Annotated in this window: 21 protein-coding genes and 2 pseudogenes; 17 read left to right on the top strand and 6 right to left on the bottom strand. The window is 50.1% G+C overall.

Going from position 1 to position 23,653, the window contains the following annotated elements; translation table 11 throughout:
* Positions 1 to 197, top strand: a pseudogene (locus HMPREF3139_RS05560) (IS1595 family transposase); the annotation flags it as partial.
* Positions 198 to 468: 271 nt separating this feature from the next.
* Positions 469 to 1,925 (top strand): annotated as a pseudogene (locus tag HMPREF3139_RS05565) (DUF389 domain-containing protein).
* A 44-nt stretch (positions 1,926 to 1,969) separates the two neighbouring features.
* Here the strand turns inward: HMPREF3139_RS05565 and HMPREF3139_RS05570 are convergent.
* Positions 1,970 to 2,185, bottom strand: coding sequence for an aminotransferase class IV (locus tag HMPREF3139_RS05570; RefSeq protein ID WP_234396205.1), 216 nt, complete (start codon positions 2,183 to 2,185; stop codon positions 1,970 to 1,972).
* Between HMPREF3139_RS05570 and HMPREF3139_RS05575 the strand changes: the two genes are divergently transcribed.
* The gene (locus HMPREF3139_RS05575) at positions 2,184 to 2,357 is read left to right on the top strand and encodes a DNA topoisomerase (protein WP_083290051.1); all 174 of its coding nucleotides are present in this window, start codon (positions 2,184 to 2,186) and stop codon (positions 2,355 to 2,357) included. The genes HMPREF3139_RS05570 and HMPREF3139_RS05575 overlap by 2 nt on opposite strands.
* Before the next feature lie 248 nt (positions 2,358 to 2,605).
* Here HMPREF3139_RS05575 and HMPREF3139_RS05580 read toward each other — a convergent pair whose 3' ends face one another.
* Positions 2,606 to 4,621: a prolyl oligopeptidase family serine peptidase gene (locus tag HMPREF3139_RS05580; RefSeq protein WP_070461134.1), complete on the bottom strand. Its 2,016-nt coding sequence runs from the start codon at positions 4,619 to 4,621 to the stop codon at positions 2,606 to 2,608.
* Positions 4,622 to 4,723: 102 nt separating this feature from the next.
* On the bottom strand, positions 4,724 to 6,781 hold the full coding sequence (ppk1, locus tag HMPREF3139_RS05585; protein ID WP_070461136.1) for a polyphosphate kinase 1: 2,058 nt from the start codon (positions 6,779 to 6,781) through the stop codon (positions 4,724 to 4,726).
* A 208-nt stretch (positions 6,782 to 6,989) separates the two neighbouring features.
* On the opposite strand from ppk1, the gene fabI reads away from it, so the two are divergent.
* Both fabI and mscL read left to right on the top strand, forming a co-directional pair.
* Positions 6,990 to 7,778, top strand: coding sequence for an enoyl-ACP reductase FabI (fabI, locus tag HMPREF3139_RS05590; protein ID WP_003748060.1), 789 nt, complete (start codon positions 6,990 to 6,992; stop codon positions 7,776 to 7,778).
* A gap of 447 nt (positions 7,779 to 8,225) precedes the next feature.
* Positions 8,226 to 8,669: a large conductance mechanosensitive channel protein MscL gene (gene mscL, locus HMPREF3139_RS05595; protein WP_070461139.1), complete on the top strand. Its 444-nt coding sequence runs from the start codon at positions 8,226 to 8,228 to the stop codon at positions 8,667 to 8,669.
* A 250-nt stretch (positions 8,670 to 8,919) separates the two neighbouring features.
* Here the strand turns inward: mscL and HMPREF3139_RS05600 are convergent, their stop codons facing one another.
* Positions 8,920 to 11,805: an Rne/Rng family ribonuclease gene (locus HMPREF3139_RS05600; RefSeq protein ID WP_070461142.1), complete on the bottom strand. Its 2,886-nt coding sequence runs from the start codon at positions 11,803 to 11,805 to the stop codon at positions 8,920 to 8,922.
* A gap of 514 nt (positions 11,806 to 12,319) precedes the next feature.
* Between HMPREF3139_RS05600 and HMPREF3139_RS05605 the strand changes: the two genes are divergently transcribed.
* Entirely contained in the window at positions 12,320 to 13,306 is a 987-nt protein-coding gene (locus tag HMPREF3139_RS05605) for an RluA family pseudouridine synthase (RefSeq protein WP_070461145.1), read from the top strand.
* A 10-nt stretch (positions 13,307 to 13,316) separates the two neighbouring features.
* Complete coding sequence (locus HMPREF3139_RS05610; protein WP_070461147.1) at positions 13,317 to 13,967, top strand: HAD-IA family hydrolase; 651 nt, start codon at positions 13,317 to 13,319, stop codon at positions 13,965 to 13,967.
* A 65-nt stretch (positions 13,968 to 14,032) separates the two neighbouring features.
* Here HMPREF3139_RS05610 and HMPREF3139_RS05615 read toward each other — a convergent pair whose 3' ends face one another.
* The gene (locus HMPREF3139_RS05615) at positions 14,033 to 14,851 is read right to left on the bottom strand and encodes a DNA ligase (protein WP_141743135.1); all 819 of its coding nucleotides are present in this window, start codon (positions 14,849 to 14,851) and stop codon (positions 14,033 to 14,035) included.
* A gap of 99 nt (positions 14,852 to 14,950) precedes the next feature.
* Here HMPREF3139_RS05615 and HMPREF3139_RS05620 point away from each other — a divergent pair, with 99 nt between their 5' ends.
* From HMPREF3139_RS05620 to HMPREF3139_RS05635, 4 genes are all read left to right on the top strand, one after another.
* The gene (locus HMPREF3139_RS05620) at positions 14,951 to 15,589 is read left to right on the top strand and encodes an MBL fold metallo-hydrolase (protein WP_070461154.1); all 639 of its coding nucleotides are present in this window, start codon (positions 14,951 to 14,953) and stop codon (positions 15,587 to 15,589) included.
* Between the two features lie 459 nt (positions 15,590 to 16,048).
* Complete coding sequence (locus HMPREF3139_RS05625) at positions 16,049 to 16,564, top strand: outer membrane protein assembly factor BamE (protein WP_070461158.1); 516 nt, start codon at positions 16,049 to 16,051, stop codon at positions 16,562 to 16,564.
* 8 nt (positions 16,565 to 16,572) lie between these two features.
* Entirely contained in the window at positions 16,573 to 17,001 is a 429-nt protein-coding gene (locus HMPREF3139_RS05630; RefSeq protein WP_049329449.1) for a hypothetical protein, read from the top strand.
* Between the two features lie 300 nt (positions 17,002 to 17,301).
* Complete coding sequence (locus HMPREF3139_RS05635; RefSeq protein ID WP_070461161.1) at positions 17,302 to 17,766, top strand: four-helix bundle copper-binding protein; 465 nt, start codon at positions 17,302 to 17,304, stop codon at positions 17,764 to 17,766.
* 62 nt (positions 17,767 to 17,828) lie between these two features.
* On the opposite strand, the gene HMPREF3139_RS05640 is transcribed toward HMPREF3139_RS05635, so the two are convergent.
* Positions 17,829 to 18,362: an acyltransferase gene (locus tag HMPREF3139_RS05640; RefSeq protein WP_070461164.1), complete on the bottom strand. Its 534-nt coding sequence runs from the start codon at positions 18,360 to 18,362 to the stop codon at positions 17,829 to 17,831.
* A gap of 281 nt (positions 18,363 to 18,643) precedes the next feature.
* Between HMPREF3139_RS05640 and rpmE the strand changes: the two genes are divergently transcribed.
* The 6 genes from rpmE (at position 18,644) to HMPREF3139_RS11240 (ending at position 23,608) form a co-directional block, all read left to right on the top strand.
* Positions 18,644 to 18,859 carry a 50S ribosomal protein L31 gene (gene rpmE / locus HMPREF3139_RS05645; protein ID WP_003681847.1) on the top strand — a complete coding sequence of 72 codons (216 nt, stop codon included), beginning with the start codon at positions 18,644 to 18,646 and terminating at the stop codon, positions 18,857 to 18,859.
* Between the two features lie 235 nt (positions 18,860 to 19,094).
* The gene (locus tag HMPREF3139_RS05650; protein ID WP_070461167.1) at positions 19,095 to 20,753 is read left to right on the top strand and encodes an ArnT family glycosyltransferase; all 1,659 of its coding nucleotides are present in this window, start codon (positions 19,095 to 19,097) and stop codon (positions 20,751 to 20,753) included.
* A gap of 148 nt (positions 20,754 to 20,901) precedes the next feature.
* Complete coding sequence (locus tag HMPREF3139_RS05655) at positions 20,902 to 21,789, top strand: hypothetical protein (protein WP_232502738.1); 888 nt, start codon at positions 20,902 to 20,904, stop codon at positions 21,787 to 21,789.
* Positions 21,790 to 21,902: 113 nt separating this feature from the next.
* Entirely contained in the window at positions 21,903 to 22,379 is a 477-nt protein-coding gene (locus HMPREF3139_RS05660) for an SMI1/KNR4 family protein (RefSeq protein ID WP_070461169.1), read from the top strand.
* 541 nt (positions 22,380 to 22,920) lie between these two features.
* The gene (locus tag HMPREF3139_RS11235) at positions 22,921 to 23,430 is read left to right on the top strand and encodes a hypothetical protein (RefSeq protein WP_283127012.1); all 510 of its coding nucleotides are present in this window, start codon (positions 22,921 to 22,923) and stop codon (positions 23,428 to 23,430) included.
* Positions 23,396 to 23,608: a ribonuclease domain-containing protein gene (locus HMPREF3139_RS11240; RefSeq protein WP_349267090.1), complete on the top strand. Its 213-nt coding sequence runs from the start codon at positions 23,396 to 23,398 to the stop codon at positions 23,606 to 23,608. The genes HMPREF3139_RS11235 and HMPREF3139_RS11240 overlap by 35 nt, the downstream gene beginning before the upstream one ends.
* Positions 23,609 to 23,653 lie beyond the last annotated feature (45 nt).

Below are 23,653 nucleotides of genomic sequence, written 5' to 3' on the forward strand. Positions count from 1 at the left end.
CCAAGGAATTTGCCGACCGTCAGAACCACATTAACGGCATTGAGAACTTTTGGAATCAGGCAAAACGCGTCTTGCGCAAATACAACGGAATCGATCGCAAATCTTTCCCGCTGTTCTTGAAAGAATGCGAATTTCGATTTAATTTCGGCATACCGTCTCAACAGCTTAAAATCCTGCAAAAATGGTGTGGAATTTAGGGCTAATCTAGTACAGCCCCTTAAAAAATTTTGATGGCGGTTGCTGCTGAAAAAGTAGGAATTGGATTTGAGAGAAGGTTTTTGCATATGCTGGTTTCGTGAAGGCCTACGCAGGATCAGCGTTGTCAGCGTTTTCATGTGTATGCTAACCTTCTGCAAGGTATCTGCTTAATCATATTTGAAATCAGTATTAAAGCATAATTATCAGTATCCGAAATTCCAGTTAATTAAATATTCAGAGACAATCGTTAAGATTGATTTAAGGATGAAAATGCAAGACCAAGAAAACATTAAAAACCAAGAAGAACAAGAAAATCAGCCAAAAGAAGACAATGGTGCCATGACCAAGTTGCAAGATGTGTTCAATCTTGCGCATGACCAGGCCCATCCCGATAAAATTGATGCCGTCATCCGCGCCAATACTCGGGTGTCCGGAACCAATATGTGGGTATTGATGTTTGCCATTGCCGTGGCGAGTATCGGTCTGAATGTAAACAGCACGGCGGTAGTGATCGGCGCGATGTTGATTTCGCCGTTGATGGGGCCGATTGTCGGTATGGGTTACGGTTTGGCGGTAGGGGATACTGCGCTGATCCGTCAAGCCGTGCGCAATATTATTATATTCGTCGTCATCAGCTTGATTACCGCTACGTTGTATTTCCTGTTAACCCCGCTTAAAGAGGCGCAAAGCGAGCTTTTGGCGCGTACTCAGCCGACCCTTTGGGATGTGTTGATTGCCTTCTTCGGCGGTAGTGCGGGTATTGTGGCGCTGACTCGAAAAGAAGGAGGCAATGCCATACCGGGTGTGGCGATTGCTACCGCATTGATGCCGCCCCTGTGTACTGCGGGCTACGGACTGGCACATGGCAACTGGCACTACTTTCTCGGTGCTTCATATCTTTTTGCCATCAACTGCGTGTTCATCGCTTTTTCGACCTTGTTGTTTTCCAAGCTGCTCAAGCTGCCGCGCAGGGGGTTGGTAACGGAATCCAAACGCCGGTTGCAAAGCATCATTATTACTGCCGTCGTGTTGGCTGTGATGATTCCGAGCGGCTATATGGCATCAGGACTGGTGCGTCAGGAGATCTTCAACACCAGAGCCAATGCCGCCATTGCCACTGCGCAGCAACAGGAAGGTTTTTTCGTGCTGCGTAAGATGTTGAACCACAGAGAAAATAAAGTCGGTCTGATTGTCAATGGAACGGGCAATGCCGAGAAAATTTCCGCCTTGCTGGTGAAAAGCCTTAACGCGTCGGGGGTGAAAGAGCCGAAGGTCAACGTGGTCTATGCGGGAGGGAACGATGCTAAAATCGAAGAATTGCTGGCAAGCCGAAACAACCCGGTTCAGCAGCAAAATGAGCTGAAAGAGCAGCAGGCCTATATCGATACCATACTGGCAGGCAAAGCCTCCGATATCGACGATGCAGCGGTACTCAAGGAATTAAAAGCCCAATATCCGGAAGCGGAAAAAATCGTTGTCGGACGCGGCTTGGCTTGGGATAAAGCGCAAACAACGCCTGTTTCCGAACAGTCTGAAAGCCAAAAAAACGCAGAACCGAAGACAGATACATATGACGATATCTCGTTGTCTCTCTCGAATTGGAGCAGCCATTGCCTGCCAAAGATCACGAGCGGATACAGGCGTGGTTAAGCCAGCGTTATGAGGGTAAGGTCGTGCGCATATTATTAACGCACAAGTCTCAGACAGATAAACCGTCTAATGAATAATCGCCTTCAGACTTTATCCATTTCCGAGAAATCATTGATTGTTCCTAGTACACCAAATCCGCCTCAAACACGCCTCTCAAGGCGTTGGAGAGGCAGATTTTTTCTGCGCGTTCGAGCATGTCGTGGGTGATGTGCGTTTCGATGATGGTGTCCGCGCCCAAGTAGGTTTGCAGCTGCTGCAACACGGCTTGGCGCATGATGCCGTTGAGGATATCCAAATCCAGAGACGGGGTAAGACGGGTGTTTTTGTGCATGTTCATGTTTCAGTATTCTCCTGGAAATACTGTAAACAACGCTACTAGTTTCTACAGCATCGAGTTGATAACGTTCTCCCACACCGGCAAGGTTTTCTGCGCCAAGGACGAGTTTGAGTTTCTCAAAGTCGATTTGGTCTTTGCAAAAGACTTCGGGAAAGATTTGTTTGAGTTTTAATATATTGTTTTGTTTGAAATTATTTTCTAAATCGTGTATAATTTCTCGGCTCGGTTGCCATAATTGCGTCTTCCATCAATGATTACTTACAAAGTGTCCATTTTATCGGGATATGTTGAAAGTTAAAAGAAAAGAAGGCCGTCTGGGAAACTTTAATATTCGTTTTTCAGACGGCCTTCTTTTCACTTGCCGAAACAAGAGTATTTTGTTTCTCAACTTTACAAAACGGTCAGTCCTGTTGCTTGCTTCTACCCTAAAAACTCTTTCAAAAACAGCAAGACACAGGCAAGTTCGTCGGCGGATTCGCGTTGCGTGCCGTTGCCGGTATGGCCGCCGCCGTCCGGGGCGTAGAGCCACGATTGCGGCGAGGTTTCGCGCAGTTTGGCATAGAACTTGAGCGCGTGGGCGGGATGGACGCGGTCGTCGCTGAGGCTGGTGGTAATGAGCGCTGGCGGATAATTGATGCCGTCTGAAAGATTGTGATACGGTGACAATTCGCCCAGCCAGCGTTTGCAGACTTCGTATTTCTGCGGATTGCCGTATTCGTCCGTCCAGCTTGAACCGGCGGATAGAAGCGGATAGCGGATCATGTCGGTCAGCGGCACTTCACACACCAGCGCGCCGATGCTTTGCGGCTCGCGCACGAAGGCGGCGGCGGTAATCAGGCCGCCGTTGCTGCCGCCCTGCAAACCGATGTGTTTGGGCGAACTCATGCCGCGTTCGGACAAATCGCGCACGACTGCCAATAAATCATCAACGCTTTTGTGTTTGCTGATTCCCTGCGCCGCCTGATGCCAGCGCGGGCCAAATTCGCCGCCGCCGCGGATGTTTGCCAACACAAAGGCATTGCCCTCTTCCAGCCAATATTTGCCAACGCTACCCAGATAATGCGGCAATTCGGGAATGCCGAAACCACCATAGGCATAAACCAAAGTCGGCGTGTCGGGCGTGGCGTTTTTGCCGACGTGGAAATAAGGAATGCGCTCGCCGTCGGCCGAAGTCGTCCAAAACTGCTGTACGTTAATGCCGTCTGAATCAAACTGCTGCAGCTGACGGCGCATGACGGTCAGTTCCATCACGTTCAAATCCAGCGCAAACAGCGTCAGCGGCGTGGTGAAATCGCTGGCGGCAAGGTAAACCACGTCGCCGCCCCACGGCTGGTCGGTTATTTCCAACGCACCCGAAGGCAGGCGCGGCAGTTCGACTTCCTGCCATTTGCCGTCGGTAAAGCGCCATGCTTTCAGACGGCCTTGTACGTTCTCCAGCAGGCTCGCCACGACAAAACGCTTGGTCGTTTCCACGCTTTCCAATGCCTGCGTTTCATCGGGCGCAAACAAAAGCTGCGCCGCGCCTAATTCGCCGCGGTTTAATTTTACTGCCACCAATGCGCCGCTCGGATAGCTTTGGTTCGCGCGGTTCCAGTCCTTGCGCAGCGTCAGCAAAAGATGTCCCGCCAGATAGCCGACTACGTCGCAATCGTTGGGCAGGTTTAACGGTTTCGCCTCGCCTTCGGCTGAGACCTGCAAATAGGTTTTGGTGTAAAAACCGTCCGACGCTTCAATCAAATCAATCGGCGAACCCTGCGGATCGAGATAACGCCACGCGTTCACCATCATGCCGTCTTCGGCAATTTGATACACCGGCAGGCTTTCCTCGAAACTCTTACCACGCTCCACCAGCCACACTTCGCGCGGATAACCCGATTCGGTCAACTGGCGTTCGTCCCAAGCCGGACACACCCATACGCTGTTTTCATCGCGCCACGACACATGGTTTTTACCTGCCGGAAAGTGAAAACCGCCTTCTACCAACTCCCCTGCTTCCAAATCCACTTCCAGCGTGTACGCCGTATCGCCGCCCGATTTGCTCAGTGTTAACAACGCGCGGTTGGGCTTTTCCACCAAGTGCGACACGCCGCCCAAATACACATCGTCGCCGAGCAACTCGTCGAAATCCGCCACCGAAAACAGGATTTTCCACTCAGGATAGCCAGAACGGTAAGTCGCCGCCGTACATACGCGGTACACACCCTTCGGATATTCTGCGTCCTGATGGAAATGGTACATCCGCGCGCGGTGTTCCTGACAAAACGGAATCTGCCGCGTGTCCTGCAACTGCGCCAAAATGCCGTCGGACAATGCGCGCGCTTTGTCGTTTTCTAAAAAACGCGCACGCGTTTCGGCATGCGCCGCGGCGGCAAAATCTTGCGTTTCGGGAGATTCGAGGTTTTCAAAATGGAGATAGGAATCGGGGTAAGATTTCATAGGAAAAGGCCGTCTGAAAGATTGGGAAACGGAATTATAACGGCAAAATCAAAAAAGGCCGTCTGAAACCTGCATTTCAGACGGCCTAAGACATTATTCAATTTAACGTCCGTATATTTTCCACAAACCTTCCTGCAAACCAAACGCAGGCTCGCCGTCTTGCGGCTGGGTGCGGACATAGCTGCCGTCAGGCTGCATCAGCCAAGCCTGGGTATTGTCTTCCAAAGCCATTTCCAAACCTTCACGGATCACGCGTTCTTTGAGTTCGGGCGTGGTAATCGGCGTGGCAACTTCAATGCGGCGGAAGAAGTTGCGACCCATCCAGTCGGCGCTGGAGATAAAGGTATCGTCTGCGCCGTTATTATGGAAGCAATACACGCGCGAGTGTTCGAGTTGGCGGCCGATAATGGAGCGGACGCGGATGTTTTCGGACAAGCCTTTTACACCCGGGCGCAAAGTACACATACCGCGCACAATCAGGTCGATTTGCACGCCTGCCGTGCTAGCTTGATACAGCGCATCAATCACGCTCGGCTCGATGAGGGAGTTCATCTTGGCGGTAATCCGCGCCGGTTTGCCTGCTTTGGCGTGTTCGGTTTCCTGCTTGATGCGGTCGATGACCATTTTGTGCAGGGTAAACGGGCTTTGATAGAGCTTGTTCAGACGGCCCGGTTTGCCCAAACCTGTGATTTCCATAAACAAAGTGTTCACATCGGCAGTAATCTGATCGTCGGCGGTGATGATGCCGAAGTCGGTGTAGATGCGCGATGTGCCTTGGTGGTAGTTGCCGGTACCGAGGTGGGCATAACGCTTGAGCACGCCGTCTTCGCGACGGATAACCAAAGCCATTTTGGCATGAACTTTGTAGCCGAATACGCCGTACACGACGTGCGCGCCTGCCTCTTCCAGCTGTTTCGCCCAGTTGACGTTGTTGGCTTCGTCAAAACGCGCCATCAGTTCGACGACGACGGTAACCTGCTTGCCCGCTAGTGCGGCCTTCATCAATGCGCGCACAAGCTCGGAATTGCTGCCGGTACGATAAATGGTCATTTTGACGGCCAACACATCCGGATCGGCAGCGGCCTCGCGTATCATTTGGACAACCGGATCGAAAGACTGATACGGGTGGTGCAGCAAAATCGGCGACTGTTTGACCAGTTTGAATACGGAGCCATTTTTACGCAAGGCTTTCAGACGGCCTGCATTGCGCGGCGGAAACTTCAAATCCGGCCTGTCCACCAAATCGGGGACGGCATTGAGGCGCACCAAATTGACCGGCCCTTTGACCTGATACAGCTCGGCAGAAGTTAGCTTGAACTGGGCAAGCAAGAAGTCGTGAATATGCGCCGGACAAGTGTCCGCTACTTCCAAGCGCACGCCGTCGCCGTATTCGCGGTCGTGCAACTCGTTTTGAATCGCGGCACGCAGGTTTTTCAAATCTTCTTCATCGACCGTCAAATCGCTGTCGCGCGTGAGGCGGAACTGATGGCAGTCTTTAACCTTCATGCCGGGAAAGAGTTTGCCGACATGGGCGTGCAAAATCGAAGACAAGAACACAAAGCCTGCATCACCGCCGCAAATTTCAGACGGCATGGGGACGACGCGCGGCAAAATGCGCGGCGCCTGAACAATCGCCATTCCGGACGGACGGCCGAACGCATCCGTGCCTTCGAGTTCGACGGCAAAGTTGAGCGATTTGTTTAACGGGCGCGGGAACGGGTGTGACGGATCAAGGCCGATGGGGGTAAGAATGGGCAACAGCTCGTTGTCGAAATAGTTTTCGATCCATTTTTTCTGCGCAGCCGTCCATTTGTGACGGCGATAGAAATGAATGCCGGCGCGGCCGAGTGCAGGCTGCAATACTTTGTTAAACAGATCGTACTGCTCGCGGATCAGAGCCTGCGCCTCTTTCGCCACCGCTTCGATGGTTTCGGCTGCGGTTTTTCCGTTGTCGAGCAGTTGATGCGGACGCAGTTTGTTTTCGCGTTTCAACCACGCCATGCGCACTTCAAAAAATTCGTCCAAATTGGAAGACACGATGCACAGGAAACGCAAACGTTCCAACAAGGGAACTTTCGTATCCTGCGCCTGAGCCAGTACACGGCGATTAAACGCCAACAGGCTGAGTTCTCGGCAAAGAATGCGGTTTTGCTCGGGCATGGTTCACTCCTGAAACATCGGTCATTAAGACTATAAAGTATAACGTTTTGCCGCCGTTCCGTCAGGTTTCAGACGGCCTTGGCAGAAAACCTTATCCCTATTTGAGGCAAGACAAAGGGTTATCCGTTTTTTTCTATGCCGAAACAGCGGTTTTTGCTATAATGCGCAGTTTAATGCAACCGCAATACCACTGCTAAAGGATAAGAAAATGGGCTTTTTGCAAGGCAAAAAAATTCTGATTACCGGCATGATCTCCGAGCGTTCCATCGCTTACGGCATCGCCAAAGCCTGCCGCGAACAAGGCGCGGAATTGGCATTCACTTATGTTGTCGACAAACTGGAAGAGCGCGTCCGTAAAATGGCTGCCGAACTCGGCTCCGAACTCGTGTTCCGCTGCGACGTTGCCAGCGACGACGAAATCAACCAAGTTTTCGTTGACTTGGGCAAACACTGGGACGGCTTAGACGGCCTCGTTCACTCCATCGGCTTCGCACCTAAAGAAGCTTTGAGCGGCGACTTCCTCGACAGCATCAGCCGCGAAGCGTTCAACACCGCTCACGAAATCTCCGCATACAGCCTGCCTGCGCTGGCAAAAGCCGCCCGTCCGATGATGCAGGGCCGCAACGCCGCAATCGTTGCCCTGAGCTACTTGGGCGCCGTTCGTGCCATTCCTAACTACAACGTTATGGGCATGGCCAAAGCCAGCCTCGAAGCCGGCATCCGCTTCACTGCCGCCTGTCTGGGTAAAGAAGGCATCCGCTGCAACGGCATCTCTGCAGGCCCGATCAAAACTCTGGCCGCTTCCGGCATCGCCGATCTCAGCAAACTCTTAGGCCACGTCGCTTCCCACAACCCACTGGGCCGCAACGTTACCACCGAAGAAGTCGGCAACACAGCCGCCTTCCTGCTGTCCGACCTCGCTTCCGGCATCACCGGCGAGATTACCTACGTTGACGGCGGTTACAGCATCAATGCGCTGAACGACGAAGAGAACTAAACAGTTTTCACGCAAAACGCACTTTCTTCATGAAAGTGCGTTTTTTATGACTATTACATTATAGTTTGAATAACTGCATAACCGATAAGGCCGTCTGAAATTCAAATACACGCATGAAACATAGTTGCCGTATGCTTTGGCGGATTATGTTAATAACATTACAACATTATCATTTCATATCATTTAAAAGGCAAGATAGAGCATTGATTCTAAAGGTAACATTCATGTTATCTGATACTTAGCCACTGATAAAAGTGGTGTAAAAAAGTAACAGAAAAAATTCAGACGGCCTATTTTTCATACAGAAGGCATAGAAGCAGGACATTTTTGGCATAAAATACAAAATTTAACATTAATGAATTTTTCTTAACCGATAAAGCGTTAATATGCCTGCCGATTTATTGAATCACATCTGATTTTGACTCAAACACATACAGGAGATTAATTATGTCAATCGCTTCAGAATTTAAAGAATTTATTATGCGTGGCAACGTGATCGACCTCGCAGTCGGTATGGTTGTCGGTACAGCATTCAGCGGCATCGTCAAATCATTGGTTGACGATGTAATCATGCCTCCTATCGGTCTGCTGATCGGCGGCGTTGATTTCTCCAACCTGTTCATCACGCTGAAAGACGGCGCACAAGCCGCTCCTGAAGCCGGTTACGCCAACCTGGCGGCCGCTCAAGCAGCCGGTGCCGTTACCCTGAACATCGGTCTGTTCATCAACACTGTAATCAGCTTCCTGATCATCGCCGCTGCCATCTTCTGCGTGGTTAAAGCCATCAACTCTGTGAAAAAAGCCGAAGCTCCTGCTGAAGAAGCACCAGCAGAGCCTAGCGAAGAAGTTCTGTTGTTGCGCGAAATCCGTGACTCTCTGAACAAAAACTAATCACAATACCTAAACATACACACACAAACCAAGGCCGTCTGAAACCATTTCAGACGGCTTTTCTCATACCAATTTTCATTAAGCCCTTCCTATTGAAAAAACCATGCCTTCCCTTTCTCAGCAATCTATCCTGCTTTTTCAAGCATGAAGCAACCCCCATGGCAAACACAAAGAAAATGAGCAGCACAACTCCTTGCCAATAAAAAAGCCCGATGCGTTCAACATCGGGCTTTTAACTGGAAAACCAATCTTAGTCTTTGCGTGTTTCCACCAAAATCATTTCGACTGCTACGTCTTCCACTTCTACTTTAGGCACATCCGAACGGCGTGTTTTGGCAACAGGTTCAGGTTGTGGCTGCGCAGCAAAAGCGGCAACAGCTTGCGGATCGGTTTCAACGAAGATCAAATCGCCCAAACCTTCCGGCAAAACGATTGCGACAGGCGCTGCTTCAGCTACGGCTTCAGTTTGTGTGGCAACAGTTTCGGCTGGTGCTTCAACCGGTGCAACAGTAGCCGTTGCATTCGGAGACAATACCGCAGAAATGGCTTCTTTGACATTGTTGACCGCAGATGCAAGCAGGGCTTGTTCGGCATCGGCTCCTTCAGTTTGCGCTACGGCAGGCTCGTCTTCGCTTTCAATTGCAAATACGAATGGCTCTGCGCTGGTAACTTCAGGCTCGGATACCACAATCACCAGCGGCTCGGCTTGATCGCTTTCAGAAGACAATGTCGCATTTGCAGCTTCAACCGTTTCATTCAAACCCAAAACATGCGCTACGGCAAAGAGGACTTTGTCGGCGGTGTCGGTAATGTTCAGGTATTGCTCGATTTTTGCTGAAGACGGAATATTGCGTTTTTTGCTGTTGGAACGGCGGTCGTTGCGATTGTTGCGCTGACGGTTGTTGCGGTCGCGTCCTTGACGGCCGTTGTTTTTCACACCCTCTTCGCTGCGGGCGTTGTCGTCCGCTTCAACTTGCGCCTGTTCGCCATCGGCTTGAACGTTCACGTCCTCAACACGGTTTTCCGCAGATTGATTACGGTTGCGCTCGTTGCGACTGTTGTTGCGGCGGCGTTTATTGCCGTTTTGTTCCGCTTGGTTTTCAGACGGCATCTCAGCCAGTGCAGCCACTTCTTGAACGTTTACATCTTCAACTACTTCCTCAACACGGTTGCGCTCGTTGTTGCGATCATCGCGGCGGTTGTTGTTACGGTTGCGGTTGCGGCGGGTGTCTTTACGCTCGTCGTTACGGCTTTCGCTTGATTTGCTTTCTTCAAACTTGCTGTCGGCAGCTTCGGCATTCACTTCGCGCACTTCGACTTTGCTGCCGTCGTTTTTGTTGTTGCGGCGTGGATTTTGACGGCGGCTGTTTGAACGGCGGTTGCTGTTTTGGCTGCGGTTGGTTGTAGTGCGTTTTTCGGCAGGCTCTTGAGCAACTGCGGCAGGTGCAGGCTCGCCGCCGAAAATGCGTTTCAACCAAGCTTTGAAGCTGTCCCACCAAGAGGCTTTTTTCTCAGGGGCGACAGTTGGTGCAGGCTGGGTATGGCGTACGCCTTTGACAGCTGGCTCAGGACGGGAAGCTTTGGCTTTTTCGCTGCCGAAAGGTTTGGCAGATTCGTCTTCTTCCGGCTCGGCGACGCGTTTGTAGCTCGGTTCGCCGTCTTCTTCTACGTCATCGATGCGGATGCGGTTGATTTCGTAGTGCGGATTTTCCAAGTGAATGTTTGGAATCAGGACGACGTTCACATCCAAGCGCTCTTCCATCGCAAACAGCTCGGCGCGTTTTTCGTTCAACAGGAAGGTGGCAACATCGACAGGCACTTGTGCGTGTACTTCGCCAGTGTTGTCTTTCATTGCTTCTTCTTGAATGATGCGCAAAACGTGCAGGGCGGTGGATTCGATGCCGCGGATGACGCCGGTACCGGCACAGCGCGGACACGCAACATGGCTGCTTTCGCCCAGAGCCGGTTTCAAACGTTGGCGGCTCAATTCCAAAAGACCGAAACGCGAAAGTTTGCCCATTTGCACGCGGGCACGGTCTTTTTTGAGCGCGTCGCGCAGTACGTTTTCAACATCGCGTTGGTGTTTCGGATTTTCCATGTCGATGAAGTCGATGACGACCAAACCGCCCAAGTCGCGCAGGCGCATTTGACGGGCAACCTCTTCGGCAGCTTCCATATTGGTTTTGAACGCGGTGTCTTCAATATCCGAGCCGCGTGTGGCACGCGCAGAGTTGACGTCGATGGAAACCAAGGCTTCGGTGTGGTCGATCACAATCGCGCCGCCGGAAGGCAGGCTGACGCTGCGTGAGAATGCACTTTCGATTTGGTGTTCGATTTGGAAGCGGGAGAACAGCGGCGTGTGGTCTTGATAGAGTTTCAGACGGCCTACATTGCTCGGCATGACATAGCTCATGAACTCGGCAACTTGGTCGTAAACTTCTTGATTATCCACCAGAATCTCGCCGATGTCGGGACGGAAATAGTCACGAATCGCACGAATCAGCAGCGAGCTTTCCATAAAGAGCAGGTAAGGGTCATGGTGTGCTTTGCCTGCTTCTTCAATGGCTTGCCAGAGTTGCTTGAGGTAGTTTAAGTCCCATTCCAACTCTTCCGCGCTGCGGCCGATGCCGGCAGTACGAGCAATGATGCTCATGCCGTTCGGAATGTCGAGTTCGGCCATGGCGGCTTTCAACTCTTGGCGCTCTTCGCCTTCGATACGGCGGGATACGCCGCCGCCGCGCGGATTGTTCGGCATCAATACCAAATAGCGGCCGGCCAGGCTGATGAAGGTGGTCAGTGCCGCGCCTTTGTTGCCGCGCTCATCTTTTTCGACTTGAACGATGACTTCCATGCCTTCTTTGAGCACGTCTTGAATACGCGCCCTGCCGCCTTCGTAATCGCGGAAATACGAACGCGATACTTCCTTAAACGGCAAAAAGCCGTGGCGGTCGGTTCCGTAATCGACGAAACACGCTTCCAGCGACGGCTCGATGCGGGTAATGATACCTTTGTAGATATTGCCTTTACGCTGTTCTTTGCCCAGCGTTTCGATGTCCAAGTCCAAAAGGTTTTGGCCATCGACAATGGCAACGCGCAGCTCTTCGGCCTGCGTTGCGTTGAATAACATTCTTTTCATAGTCACCTCGTGAACAGCGGCCGTTTGATTTGTGAATATCTTTTTCAGACGGCCTGTCTGTCCGGTTGGCACTCTTCAAAGGCAAGATGGGAAAATCCCCGTGTAACCAGTATTTGATTTGAAATCCGCAAGGTTGCATGCTTGAGCTCAAGCCATGTGCGGACGGATTCGGATAAAGAAGGAAATAAAGAACAATGCGGCGGAAAGGTTGATGGTTCCGCTGCCGTCCGAATGCTGATGTTTCGGACAAAATAAGGCAGCCTACATCTTCTTATTATCGTAGCGCCGGTAATTTCGGACGGTGCTGCGCGGACTGCGTCTTACGCCCGGCCGGACGGCAGGTTCAATTCAAACTTAATTACGGGATTGCGTTTGCCGGCTTTGAACAAACACAAGGAAATGCTTTGCGGAGTGCGTTTTTAATATAAAATCTCGTTTTAACAATAAATCCGTTTCAGACGGCCTGCGATGGCAGGTTCGAGTCCCGAAACGGACGTTTGGGATTATAGAGAAAATGCACGCAATACGCAAAGATTCAGTCAGCCTGATTGCCGTTGCCGAACACGAGGAAGGCCAACGCCTTGATAACTATCTGATAAAAATCCTCAAAGGCGTCCCGAAAAGCCATATCCACCGCATTATCCGCGCCGGCGAAGTGCGGCTGAACAAAAAACGCTGTAAACCCGACAACCGCATTCAGGCAGGCGATACCGTCCGCATTCCGCCGATACGTATCGCCGAAAAACAAAGGCCGTCTGAAAGCCAGGCCGCGCCTGCGCGCGAGTTTGACATCGTTTACGAAGACGATGCGCTTTTGGTCATCAACAAACCATCCGGCGTTGCCGTCCACGGCGGCAGCGGCGTGAGCTTCGGCGTCATCGAACAAATCCGCCGCGCTCGTCCCGAAGCACGTTATCTCGAACTCGTCCACCGCCTCGACAAAGACACCAGCGGCCTTTTGATGATTGCCAAAAAACGCAGCGCCTTGGTGAAACTGCACGAAGCCATCCGCAACGACCATCCGAAAAAAATCTATCTCGCGCTGGGTGTCGGCAGGCTGCTGAACGACCGCTTCCACGTCAAGCTCCCCCTGTTCAAATACACCGGCGCACAAGGCGAAAAAATGGTGCGCGTCAGCGAAGACGGCCAATCCGCCCACACCATCTTCCGCGTGTTAAACCGTTTTTCAGACGGCCTTTTGCACCAAGTCGGCCTATCCGACCTGACCTTTGTCGAAGCCACCCTGAAAACCGGCCGCACCCACCAAATCCGCGTCCATCTGCAATCGCAAGACTGCCCCATTGCCGGCGACGAACGCTACGGCGACTATCAAGCCAACAAACGCCTGCAAAAACTCGGTTTGAAAAGAATGTTCCTGCACGCTTCCGAGCTGCATCTCGCCCATCCGCTGACCGGAGAGAAACTGATCCTGGAAGCCCCCCTGCCGCAAGAATTGGCACAATTTGTTTTAATGCTGGAAAATCAGGAAAAGGCCGTCTGAAAGGAAACCCATGAAACCCAAACTCATTATTTTCGACTGGGACGGCACACTTGCCGACACCACCAACCCCATCATCCACACCTTTCAGCAAAGCTTTGCCGATTGCGGCCTGCCCGTTCCCGAAGCCGACCAAATCCGCCCGCTCATCGGATACAGCCTCTCCGGCATCATCCGCCGCCTTGCCCACAACGTCAGCGAACACGTTCAGGAAACCCTGATTGAGACCTATGCCGCGCACTACCTCAATCCCAACAACCGCAACATGACCCTGTTTCCCGAAGCCCTGCCCTGCCTGCAACGCTTGAAACAACAAGGCTATTGGCTTGCCATCGCCACCGGCAAAGGCCGAAGCGGCTTGGACAAAGCCATCGCACAAACCGACACTCAAGACTTTTGGCTGGAAACCGCCTGCGCCAGCGAATATCCGTCCAAACCCGCGCCCGATATGGTACTTGCCCTCTGTGACCGACTGGGTATTGAACCGGAAGAGGCCGTCGTCGTCGGTGACACCACCCACGACCTAGAAATGGCCGCCAACGCCAAAATCCGCGCCATCGCCGTCACCACCGGCGCACATACTGCCAAACAGCTTTCCTCCATGCCCCATGTTGCCATGCTCAATAGCTTGGCCGAGTTGCCTGATGTATTGGAAACCTTATAAAAGGCTATGCAACATCTATATTAAAGGCCGTCTGAAACCTACTTTCAGACGGCCTTTAATTTGTTTTATCGATCTGAGCGCACCCTGACAAATGTTGCAAATTTCGGCGTTCCCTTTTGCGTAAAACCACGATAACGGTAAGTAATCAGCGCACCGATTTTCGGCGGATGGTCGCGGTCTTTATCCTTAAAACCGCTGCCGATACGAAACTCGCCATATTGGTTTTTGCATCCTACCGCACCCAAACGCCCGACATTGCGCCCTTTGCCCTCATAATGACGCGTTACCGTACATTCATCATCATATTCACTTTTCAGCTTCAACAGCTGCCCATTTCTACCGCTTGCATAACGGGCTTCAGGTTGACGCAGCATCACCCCTTCCCCACCCAGCGCTTCAACTTGTTTCAAAAAATCCAAAGCATGCTGTTTGTCACGCACCTTGACTTGCGGAATAACCGTAAACCGTGCCGACGGGTGTGATTTCAGCCATTTCGAAGCCGTTTCCAGACGCTGATACAGATTACCCTGCGCCTGTGGCACATCAAAAACATGCAAGCGGATGCCGTCCCAAGTTCCCGAGGCAGAACGCACCGTCGCGGAAATTTGCTCAAACCGCCCTCGTCCGCTGTACAACTCACCATCCATCGGAAACGGCGGAAAACCTGCTGTAAAACCTTTGGGCGGTGTAAACGCATAGCCCTGACGACTGACCAGCTGCCTGCCGTCCCAATACGCGCGTACGCCATCCAACTTTTCACTCATGGCCCAACCGGCAATATCTTGATTTTTATATTCCTGAGCCAACAACAAATCTGCACCAAACGCCGCAGAGATGAAAGAAGCCGCAAAAATCGGTATCATGGTTCGCATTACATTATTCATATGACACTTTTCCAGACTTGCTTTTTATTATATGTGCATAATAACAAAAGACCGTCTGAAACGTAAACAACATTAAATAAGCCTTTCCTAGGAACACCCATGGCACTCCAATTTGAAATCAACGCCGTTACCCCTTTCCGTCAAAACTGCACGCTGATTTGGGATGACGAAACCAAAGAAGCCGTTTTGACCGATGTCGGCGGCGACGTACCCTATTTATTGCAACAAATCAAAAACAAAGGCCTCAAGCTGACCGCCATTTGGCTGACCCACGGCCATCTTGACCACGCAGGCGGCGTGGTTGAACTTTTGAAAACCTGCGACGTACCCGTTCTCGGCCCGCACAAAGACGACGAATTCCTGCTCCAAGCCCTTCCGCAAACGACGGCGCAATACGGCTTCCCTGTTTCTCCGTCATTCACGCCGACATGCTGGCTGGAAGAAGGGGAAACGCTCAAGGTCGGCAATCACAGCTTCCAAGTCCTCCACATTCCCGGCCACACTCCCGGCCAAGTCGTTTTTTACAACGCCGAAAATGAACTTTTAGTCGCAGGCGATGTTTTATTTTATGAGACTGTCGGTCGCACAGATTTTCCACGCGGCAATCATGATGACCTCATAAACAATATCTGCGCTAAACTATTAACCCTGCCCGAAACCACGCAAGTTATAGCCGGACACGGCCGTATGACCAGTATCGGGCATGAGAAAAGGTACAATCCATTTCTGGTTCGCTAATATGAATGTTGTATAAAGCCAACATTTTGGCATACTCAGATTATGCGCATAAAAGAAAACTGGCATACAATTTGCAGGGATAACACCCGAAAGATTAAGTACCTAATCTCCGGCAAATGCCAAAATGAACTAAAGCACAAAGATAACAAGGTATTACGCAATACAACCTGATTTATCGAAAACCGGACATCTCTAAACCCCAAGCCTTACTCGAAGTGAAATTGTTACAAAGTGACAATAAATGTCAGTCAGGCCGTCTGAACGGTTCTGCCGATTCAGGCGGATACAACGGAGATGAGGCGCAATGCCCTGCCGGAATGTGCCGATGTTCTGTTTGTCAAACCGTCGGGTACATCTTTAAGAAGCACAACATTATTTGGGTAAACCGGCAAACTCGCTGCCGGCACTAACAGGCCGTCTGAAAAGTTCGGCCGGTAAAATCAATAAAAGGATTATCAAATGAAAAAAATCGCAAAAGTAGGCTTCGTCCTGCTGGCTACCGGCCTGCTGGCCGCCTGTGCTACTAAGAGCAAAATCACTCCTGAAGGCACTACAGACGAGCCACGCTTCCCTAAACCTTACTCCCTGACCTTCAACAAAGACCGCGGTACATTCCCGACTTTTGACGAGCTGGATCAAATGCGTCCTGGTCTGACCAAAGACGACATCTACAAAATCCTCGGCCGTCCTCACTACGACGAAGGCATGGTTGGCGTGCGTGAATGGGACTACCTGTTCCACTTCTACACCCCGGGCGTAGGCGTTGACCCTGAAAACACTTCCGGCGTTGAAGGCATCACTACTTGCCAATACAAAGTGATCTACGACAAAGACAAATTTGCACGCAGCTTCTTCTGGAATCCAGTATTCCCTAAAGATGCCGTATGTCCTCCTCCAGCACCTACACCTAAACAAGAGCCTCAAGTGATCATCCGCGAGATCATTAAAGAAGCTCCTAACCGCATCCGTCAATAAGGACAAATTTGAAACGGATCCTATTGGGTATAGCCTTGGCAGCAGGTCTGAATTCTTTGGCCGCTGCCGATGCTGTCAGCGACTATATCCAGCGTAAAAAAGTTGTGGTCAATACAGCTAAGGCGGAGCTTTGCTTTGCCGACGACGGTCAGTGCCATCCGGTACTGATTGGCAAGACCACGCCGAAAGGCAAATTCAATATGACGCCGATGATGACCAGCAAACCGGGTTACGGTGGCGAGGTTATCGGCTTCAAAGAAGAAAATGACTTTCTGTTTGCGTTACACAGGGTATGGACGCTCAAGCCACAGGAAAGACGCATGGAACGCATCGTCTCCCCTCATGTGGCCGACCGCATCATAACCAATGGTTGTATCAACGTACAAAATAATGTGTACGAAAAACTGCGTCAGTATTTCATTTTAGAAGTCATCTGATGTAGGCTTTAGTTTGAATAAAGGCCGTCTGAAATTTCATCTTTCAGACGGCCTTTTCTTTTTATTCGTAAAACCTTTATGACTGGCTATACTGATACAGTCTTGATGGCACGGCAACTTCGTTGAGGCTGCTGATTCAGAAAAAGAAAACTCTATCAACCTAACGCGTATCTAAAAAAAGCTGCCTAAAAGTTCAGGCAGCCTTTATTGTTTATAAACAAATAATATGTTAACCTATTGTTATCGAATAGATTTAATTATTCGTAATATCATTTCACCAAGCAAAAAGGACTCTATCTTATGAACCGTCGTCAATTTATCGGCAGCGCCGCTGCTGTTTCCCTTACCGCCGCCGCTTCTTTTGCCCGTGCTCACGACCATGCAGGCCATGCACACCACGCCGGTCATGCCGGTCACGCGCATTCTGCACCGCGCGCCTACGAAGCTGCGCGCAAAGCGGCCGCACATTGCGTTGAAGCCGGTCAAATCTGCTTGGCGCACTGCATTGCCCTGTTGAGCGCAGGCGATACCTCCATGAAAGACTGCGCAGCCGGCGTCAATCAAATGCTGGCTCTGTGCGGCACCTTGCAAAACCTCGCCGCCCAAAATTCACGCCTGACCCCGTCTTTGGCAAAAGTGTGCATCGAAGCCTGCAAACAATGTGCTGCCGCCTGCAAAGAACACGCCGGCCACCACGCTGAATGCAAAGCCTGCTACGAATCTTGCTTGGCTTGCATTAAAGAATGCGAAAAAATTGCCGCTTAAGCACTATTGAAAAAAGGCCGTCTGAATTTCAGACGGCCTTTTATTTTGCTATTTTATTCACGCTATTCGGCTGCAAGCTCTTGCTCATCGAGCAGTTTTTTCCGAACAATCGCAGGATTACCCGCAGCCACGCAATAAGGCGGCACATCTTTGGTAACCACCGAACCTGCGCCGATTACCGCGCCCTTACCGATGGTAACGCCGCCCATGATAATCGCACGCCGGCCAATCCAAACATCATCTTCAATCACAATCGGGCTGATATCTGTATAACCTTCGAAGCGGCGGGTTTCAGGGTTGAATTTGTGGTTGGTCGAATAAAACAGGCATTCCGGCCCCATCATCACGTTCTTGCCGAGGGTCAAACCGCGGCAGATTTCGCAATTTACGCCGATACCCGAATTATCGCCGACTACCGTATCCGGAAAGACGTACCCACCTTTTTCAATATTGACGTTTTTACCGATGTTTGGAGAAATGCACATAGCCAAAGCAGCACGGAATTTTTGCGCAATTCTGCCGAATGGTTTGCAATAAGACGGGGGCAACACTCCTCCCAAAACACGCAAAATGCACGTCAATATCTTTTTCCACATTGATTCCGTCTCCTGTTCGTACAAGCGTAAATATTATTCAGACTATTATTCTTCTTAAAGTTTCACATCTAGAGGAGGTTTTACATCCTCTTTTCAGTTAGATTACAATCTGACCGCATAATATGCAGTTCGAGACTCTATTCTAAACTGTTCTCGTCTGTTGCGAAACTGCCCTGCATACAAAATATCCTCTTGACGAAACAGCCAAAAATAGCGAAAATTCCATGCTTAACTGAAGTACAGGCAAAACCCCTGTGCCCGCTTAATCGAAAGGAAATAAAATGAAACAAGGTATTCACCCGAACTACCACGAAATCAACGTTACCTGCTCTTGCGGCAACAAATTCGTGACCAAATCCGCAATGGAAAAAGACAGCTTCAACGTTGAGGTTTGCTCTCTGTGCCACCCTTTCTACACCGGTACTCAAAAAATCGTCGACACTACCGGTCGCGTGGACAAATTCAACAACAAATTCGGCAACCTGTTCAAACGCTAATTGCCGCTTTGTCAAAAAGACTGCTTCGTGCAGTCTTTTTTGCATTCAGGCCGTCTGAAATATTCCTGTCAGACGGCCTGAGCTTTTTGTCGTCAACCGAATACCATATCATTCCAAACACCCGATAAAAACGAGCCGTAAGCATTATTTTACAAAGCCCTCCGGTCCGGCATATCGCGCAAACCCATCAAACCCTGTACCATTGCTATTCAAACCAACCGTTTTTTGACCTTCCATGCTGACTTACACACCGCCCGATCCGCGCCGCCCCCAAAAAACCCATGAAAAACCATGGCTTCTGCTGCTGATGGCCTTTGCCTGGCTGTGGCCGGGCGTGTTCTCGCATGACTTGTGGAATCCTGCCGAACCCTCTCTCTTTACCGCCTCCGAATCCATGAAAAACGGCGGCAGCCTGCTGGTTGCACAAATCTTCGGCCAACCCGATTTCACCATCTCCCCTGCTTTTTTGTGGGCGGCAACCGCATTCCAAACCCTGTTTTCGCCTTGGGCGGCCGATGCCTATGATGCCGCCCGTTTTGCCGGCGTGGTATTTACCGCCATCGGACTGACCGCCTGCGGTTTTGCCGGGTTCAACTTTCTCGGCAGACACCATGGCCGCAGCGTTGTCTTAATCCTTATCGGCAGCATCGGTTTGCTGCCCATCGCCCACTTCCTCAATCCCATGTCGGCCGCTTTTGCCGCGTTTGGATTGATTCTGTGCGGCTTTTCACTGGCACACCGCCGCGTCATTATTGCCATTTTGCTGTTGTGCGGCGGTTGGGTTTTACTCTCCCTTTCCTCAGGCTATCTGCTGACCGCGGCCATGATGTTTTTGGCACTTGCCCTGTCGTTCCATTCTACTTGGCAAAGCAAACGCTATCTGCTGACCCTGATTGGCGCCATCGTCGTTTCCCTGCCCCTGCTGATTCTGTATCCGCTGGTTTTATCCAGAACCCATCCCGAATGGTTTGATATTTGGTTCAACCATTATTCCTTAGGCGTATTCGGCGGTTTCCATCAGATTCAGACGGCCTTCAACCTGCCCTATTATCTGAAAAACCTGCTGTGGTTTGCCCTGCCTGCTTGGCCACTAGCAGCATGGACGCTCAGCCGCACGCGTATCCACGATAAAAACTGGGGCATTCTGAGCCTGTCGTGGCTGGTTATCATGACAGCCCTGCTCGCCATCAACCCGCAACGCCTGCAAGACAACCTCGTTTGGCTGTTGCCGCCGCTCGCCCTGCTCGGCGCGGCACAACTAGACGGCCTGCGCCGCGGCGCAGCGGCATTTATCAACTGGTTCGGCATCATGGCATTCGGTTTGATTGCCGTATTCCTATGGCTGGGCTTCTTCGCCATGAACTACGGCTGGCCTGCCAAGCTGGCCGAACGCGCCGCCTATTTCAGCCCATATTACATCCCCGACATCGACCCGATTCCGATGACCATCGCCCTACTGTTTACCCCATTGTGGCTCTGGGCGATTACGCGTAAAAACATCCGTGGCCGCCAAGCCGTAACCAACTGGGCAGCCGGCGTTACCTTGGCCTGGGCCTTGCTGATGACCCTGTTTTTACCGTGGCTCAACGCCGCCAAAAGCCATGCGCCGGTGGTACACCAAATGGAAACCGCACTTTCTTCCGAATTGAAACAGAAACTTTCAGACGGCCTCGAATGTATCAGCATCGACAGCCAAGACCAGCGCACACGCATCGCGTGGACACAATACAGCCATATTAAAACCACGACCGACGACCCGTCCTGCCGCTACCGCCTCATCCGCCAAGCCGCCAACATCGGCGCACCTTCGGGTTGGCAGACCTTGTGGCAAGGCGCAAGACCGCGCAACAAAGCCGAGACTTTCCTATTCTTGGAGAAAACTTCAGCGCAATAAATCCGTGACACTAGCCATAAAGCTGAATATTCCTGCTACATTCAAATAAAAGGCCGTCTGAAAGAACTTTTATCCTTTCAGACGGCCTTTGACTTACTTTAACACCGCTTCCCGTACAATGGCCCTTTTCCCTTATCTGCCTAAAAATATGAAACCCAACCGCCTTTTGCCCCTCGTCCTCTTATTGACCGCCCTCTCCGCCCATGCCAAAGATTTCATCATCTACGACCGCATGGACTACGTCGGCAAACCCGACCTTACTGCCGACAAACTCTCCAAAGTGTTCTTGGTTTACGAAAGCGAGCTGGTCAAACCCGATCCGACGGGCAAACGCAAACACGGCGTACTCAACGAAGCGCGCATCCGTGAATTGGCCAAACAATCGCGCCGCGAAGGCTACCGCACCATTTCTACCGACATCGAAAGCTGGTTTGCCGAAAAATACGGCCAGCTGCTGACGCCCGACGAATTGAGAACTGACTTCGCGCGGATGTACCAAATCTTCAGAGAAGAAAACCCGCGCGCCGTCATCAGCAACTACGGCATGCCCTCCGAACACCTGCACGGCATCCGACACTACCGTCCCAACGTTGACAACGAAGCCATCTTGACAAAATGGCGGCAAGTCAGCAAACGCCGTGCGCCCACCGCCGCTATCAGCGACTATGCCAATCCTGTGTTCTACATCACTTCCCCCGATTTGGTGCAATGGGAAAAAGACGTGAAAACCGCCGTTGACGACATCCACCAACGCTTTCCCAACAAAAAAATCATCGGCTACATTTGGCCGCAATATTATTCGGCCACCAACAGCCCTTATTTCAAACAGTTCATCGACCCCGTCCGCTGGCGCAAAATGCTCGAAATCAGCAAAAAATACACCGACGGCGTGATTATTTGGTCGGACAAGCGCGATGAAAACAACCAAATCGTGCGCTGGAACGATCCGCGCATCCAAGCCACGATGAAGGCGACCCAAGCCTTCATAAATGCCAATGCCAAAGAAATCAAGGTAGAAGGTTTGCAGAAATATTAAAAACAAGGCGGGCATATTTGCCCGCCTCTTTATAATATGCAGTTAATTCCTAATAGTATTCATAAAGCTGTTAGGCATACTGGTCAAAAATCGTTAAAGAAAGGTCAGTAAAAATGAGAAAACTATCAATATTATCAGATGAGGGATTGGTTCCAATAAGAACAATTCAACAATTTGCTGAAGATGTAGGGGTCGTTTTTCCTGTTTCATATGTATCACTTCTTGGCAAACATGATCATTTATACCCTAAAGAAAATATTTTCAATTTTATCAATCAATACGGTGAAAATGATGAAAGGGACATTTCATTTTTAGGGTATAAGCAAAATTTAAGCTATGAGGATATTTATAGCTATTCATGTATCGATGATGAATATGGATATGCAAAAAAAGTGATTGCTTTTGGGATTTCAGCTAATGGAGATTATATCTGTTTTGATTACAGAAAATGCAATGAAAATCCATTTATCATTCTGATGTATCATGATGATTTTTATGAAGATGAGAATGGAGATACGAAAATGGTAACTAGCCATATTGCAGATAGTTTTGATGCCTTTTTGGATATGCTATATGAACTTTCAGATTAAGTGTGTAGGTTGAGTTGAAAACCCAACTAAATTAAAAAGATCGTCTGAAATCAGCGGCCTTAAAGAAGGACGAACAGACAGCTCTTAAAATTTATTCCGTCATAAAAGAACAAGTCAAGCATGAATGCAGTTCCAAAGGAAGAATTACCGAATGTCGTCAAAATGTAGGACGTATCATCGAATTTATCCAAGATAAACGCTTTGACAGTCGGTTTAAGGACTTGAAAAACGAATCCATAGGCTATCTAAACCGACATCCCGATTGGGTGGCTGACTACCTGAAGGCCGAATATGCAAAACTGGATGCGGAAGACAAAAGCATCCTGCACCGCTACATCTCACCTGGGGCTTAAATCGTTTCGGGCAGTTTGGGGGTTGTGCTTTCCAGTGTAGCCGGAGGCGGATCTTGTGCCGAGACTTTCGGCTTCGGCTGTGCCGCCGCTTTGGTTGGTATAATGTCTTCCTACGATTATGTCATTACGGGAACGAAGAACTTCGGAAAAAAGCCAGCGAGCAACGACCGACGATTACGGTCCAGGCCTTGAAACAGTTGGGGCTGTCGGAGCAGGCTGCAAAATATGTTCAGTTCTCTATAGATTTGTTCAGTGTGGGTAAATCAGGGGCCGGTATGCCTAAGGCTAAGCCTGTGTCTGATGCAAAACCGAGATGGGAGGTTGATAGGAAGCTTAATAAATTGACAACTCGTGAGCAGGTGGAGAAAAATGTTCAGGAAATAAGAAACGGAAATAAAAACAGCAACTTTAACCAACATGCTCAACTAGAGAGGGAAATTAAAAAATTAAGAACTTCAGAAGGAAAGGCAAATTCTGCATCAGCAGCTTTATTGAAACTTGATTTGAAGACAGCTCAAGCTGCTAATCAAGTTATTGAAAGTTTGAGAAGTACAGGTAAGCTTCCTTCTAATTATATTACTAAATCTCAGGCGATAAGTATGGGATGGCGCCCAGGAAAAGCCTTGGGTAAATACAATAAAAAATGGACAATTAGGGGGAGATATTTTTGCAAATTCTACAAATATTTTCCCTGCTAAACAGAATAGGATATGGTATGAAGCGAACATTGGCTCAATAAACACTATGTCAAGATCCAATCAGGCTGGTACTAGATTGTTATATTCTAACGATGGATTGCTATATATAACAACTGATCATTGTATCTCTGCAACACGGTTTGGAGCTTGGAAATGGGAATATAACTTATGCAATTAGAGATTATCGGTAGTAAAATTTATACGGAACAAGATTTTCATAATC

Source organism: Neisseria sp. HMSC15G01 (assembly GCF_001808255.1).
In the GTDB taxonomy this organism is placed as follows: domain Bacteria; phylum Pseudomonadota; class Gammaproteobacteria; order Burkholderiales; family Neisseriaceae; genus Neisseria; species Neisseria subflava_A.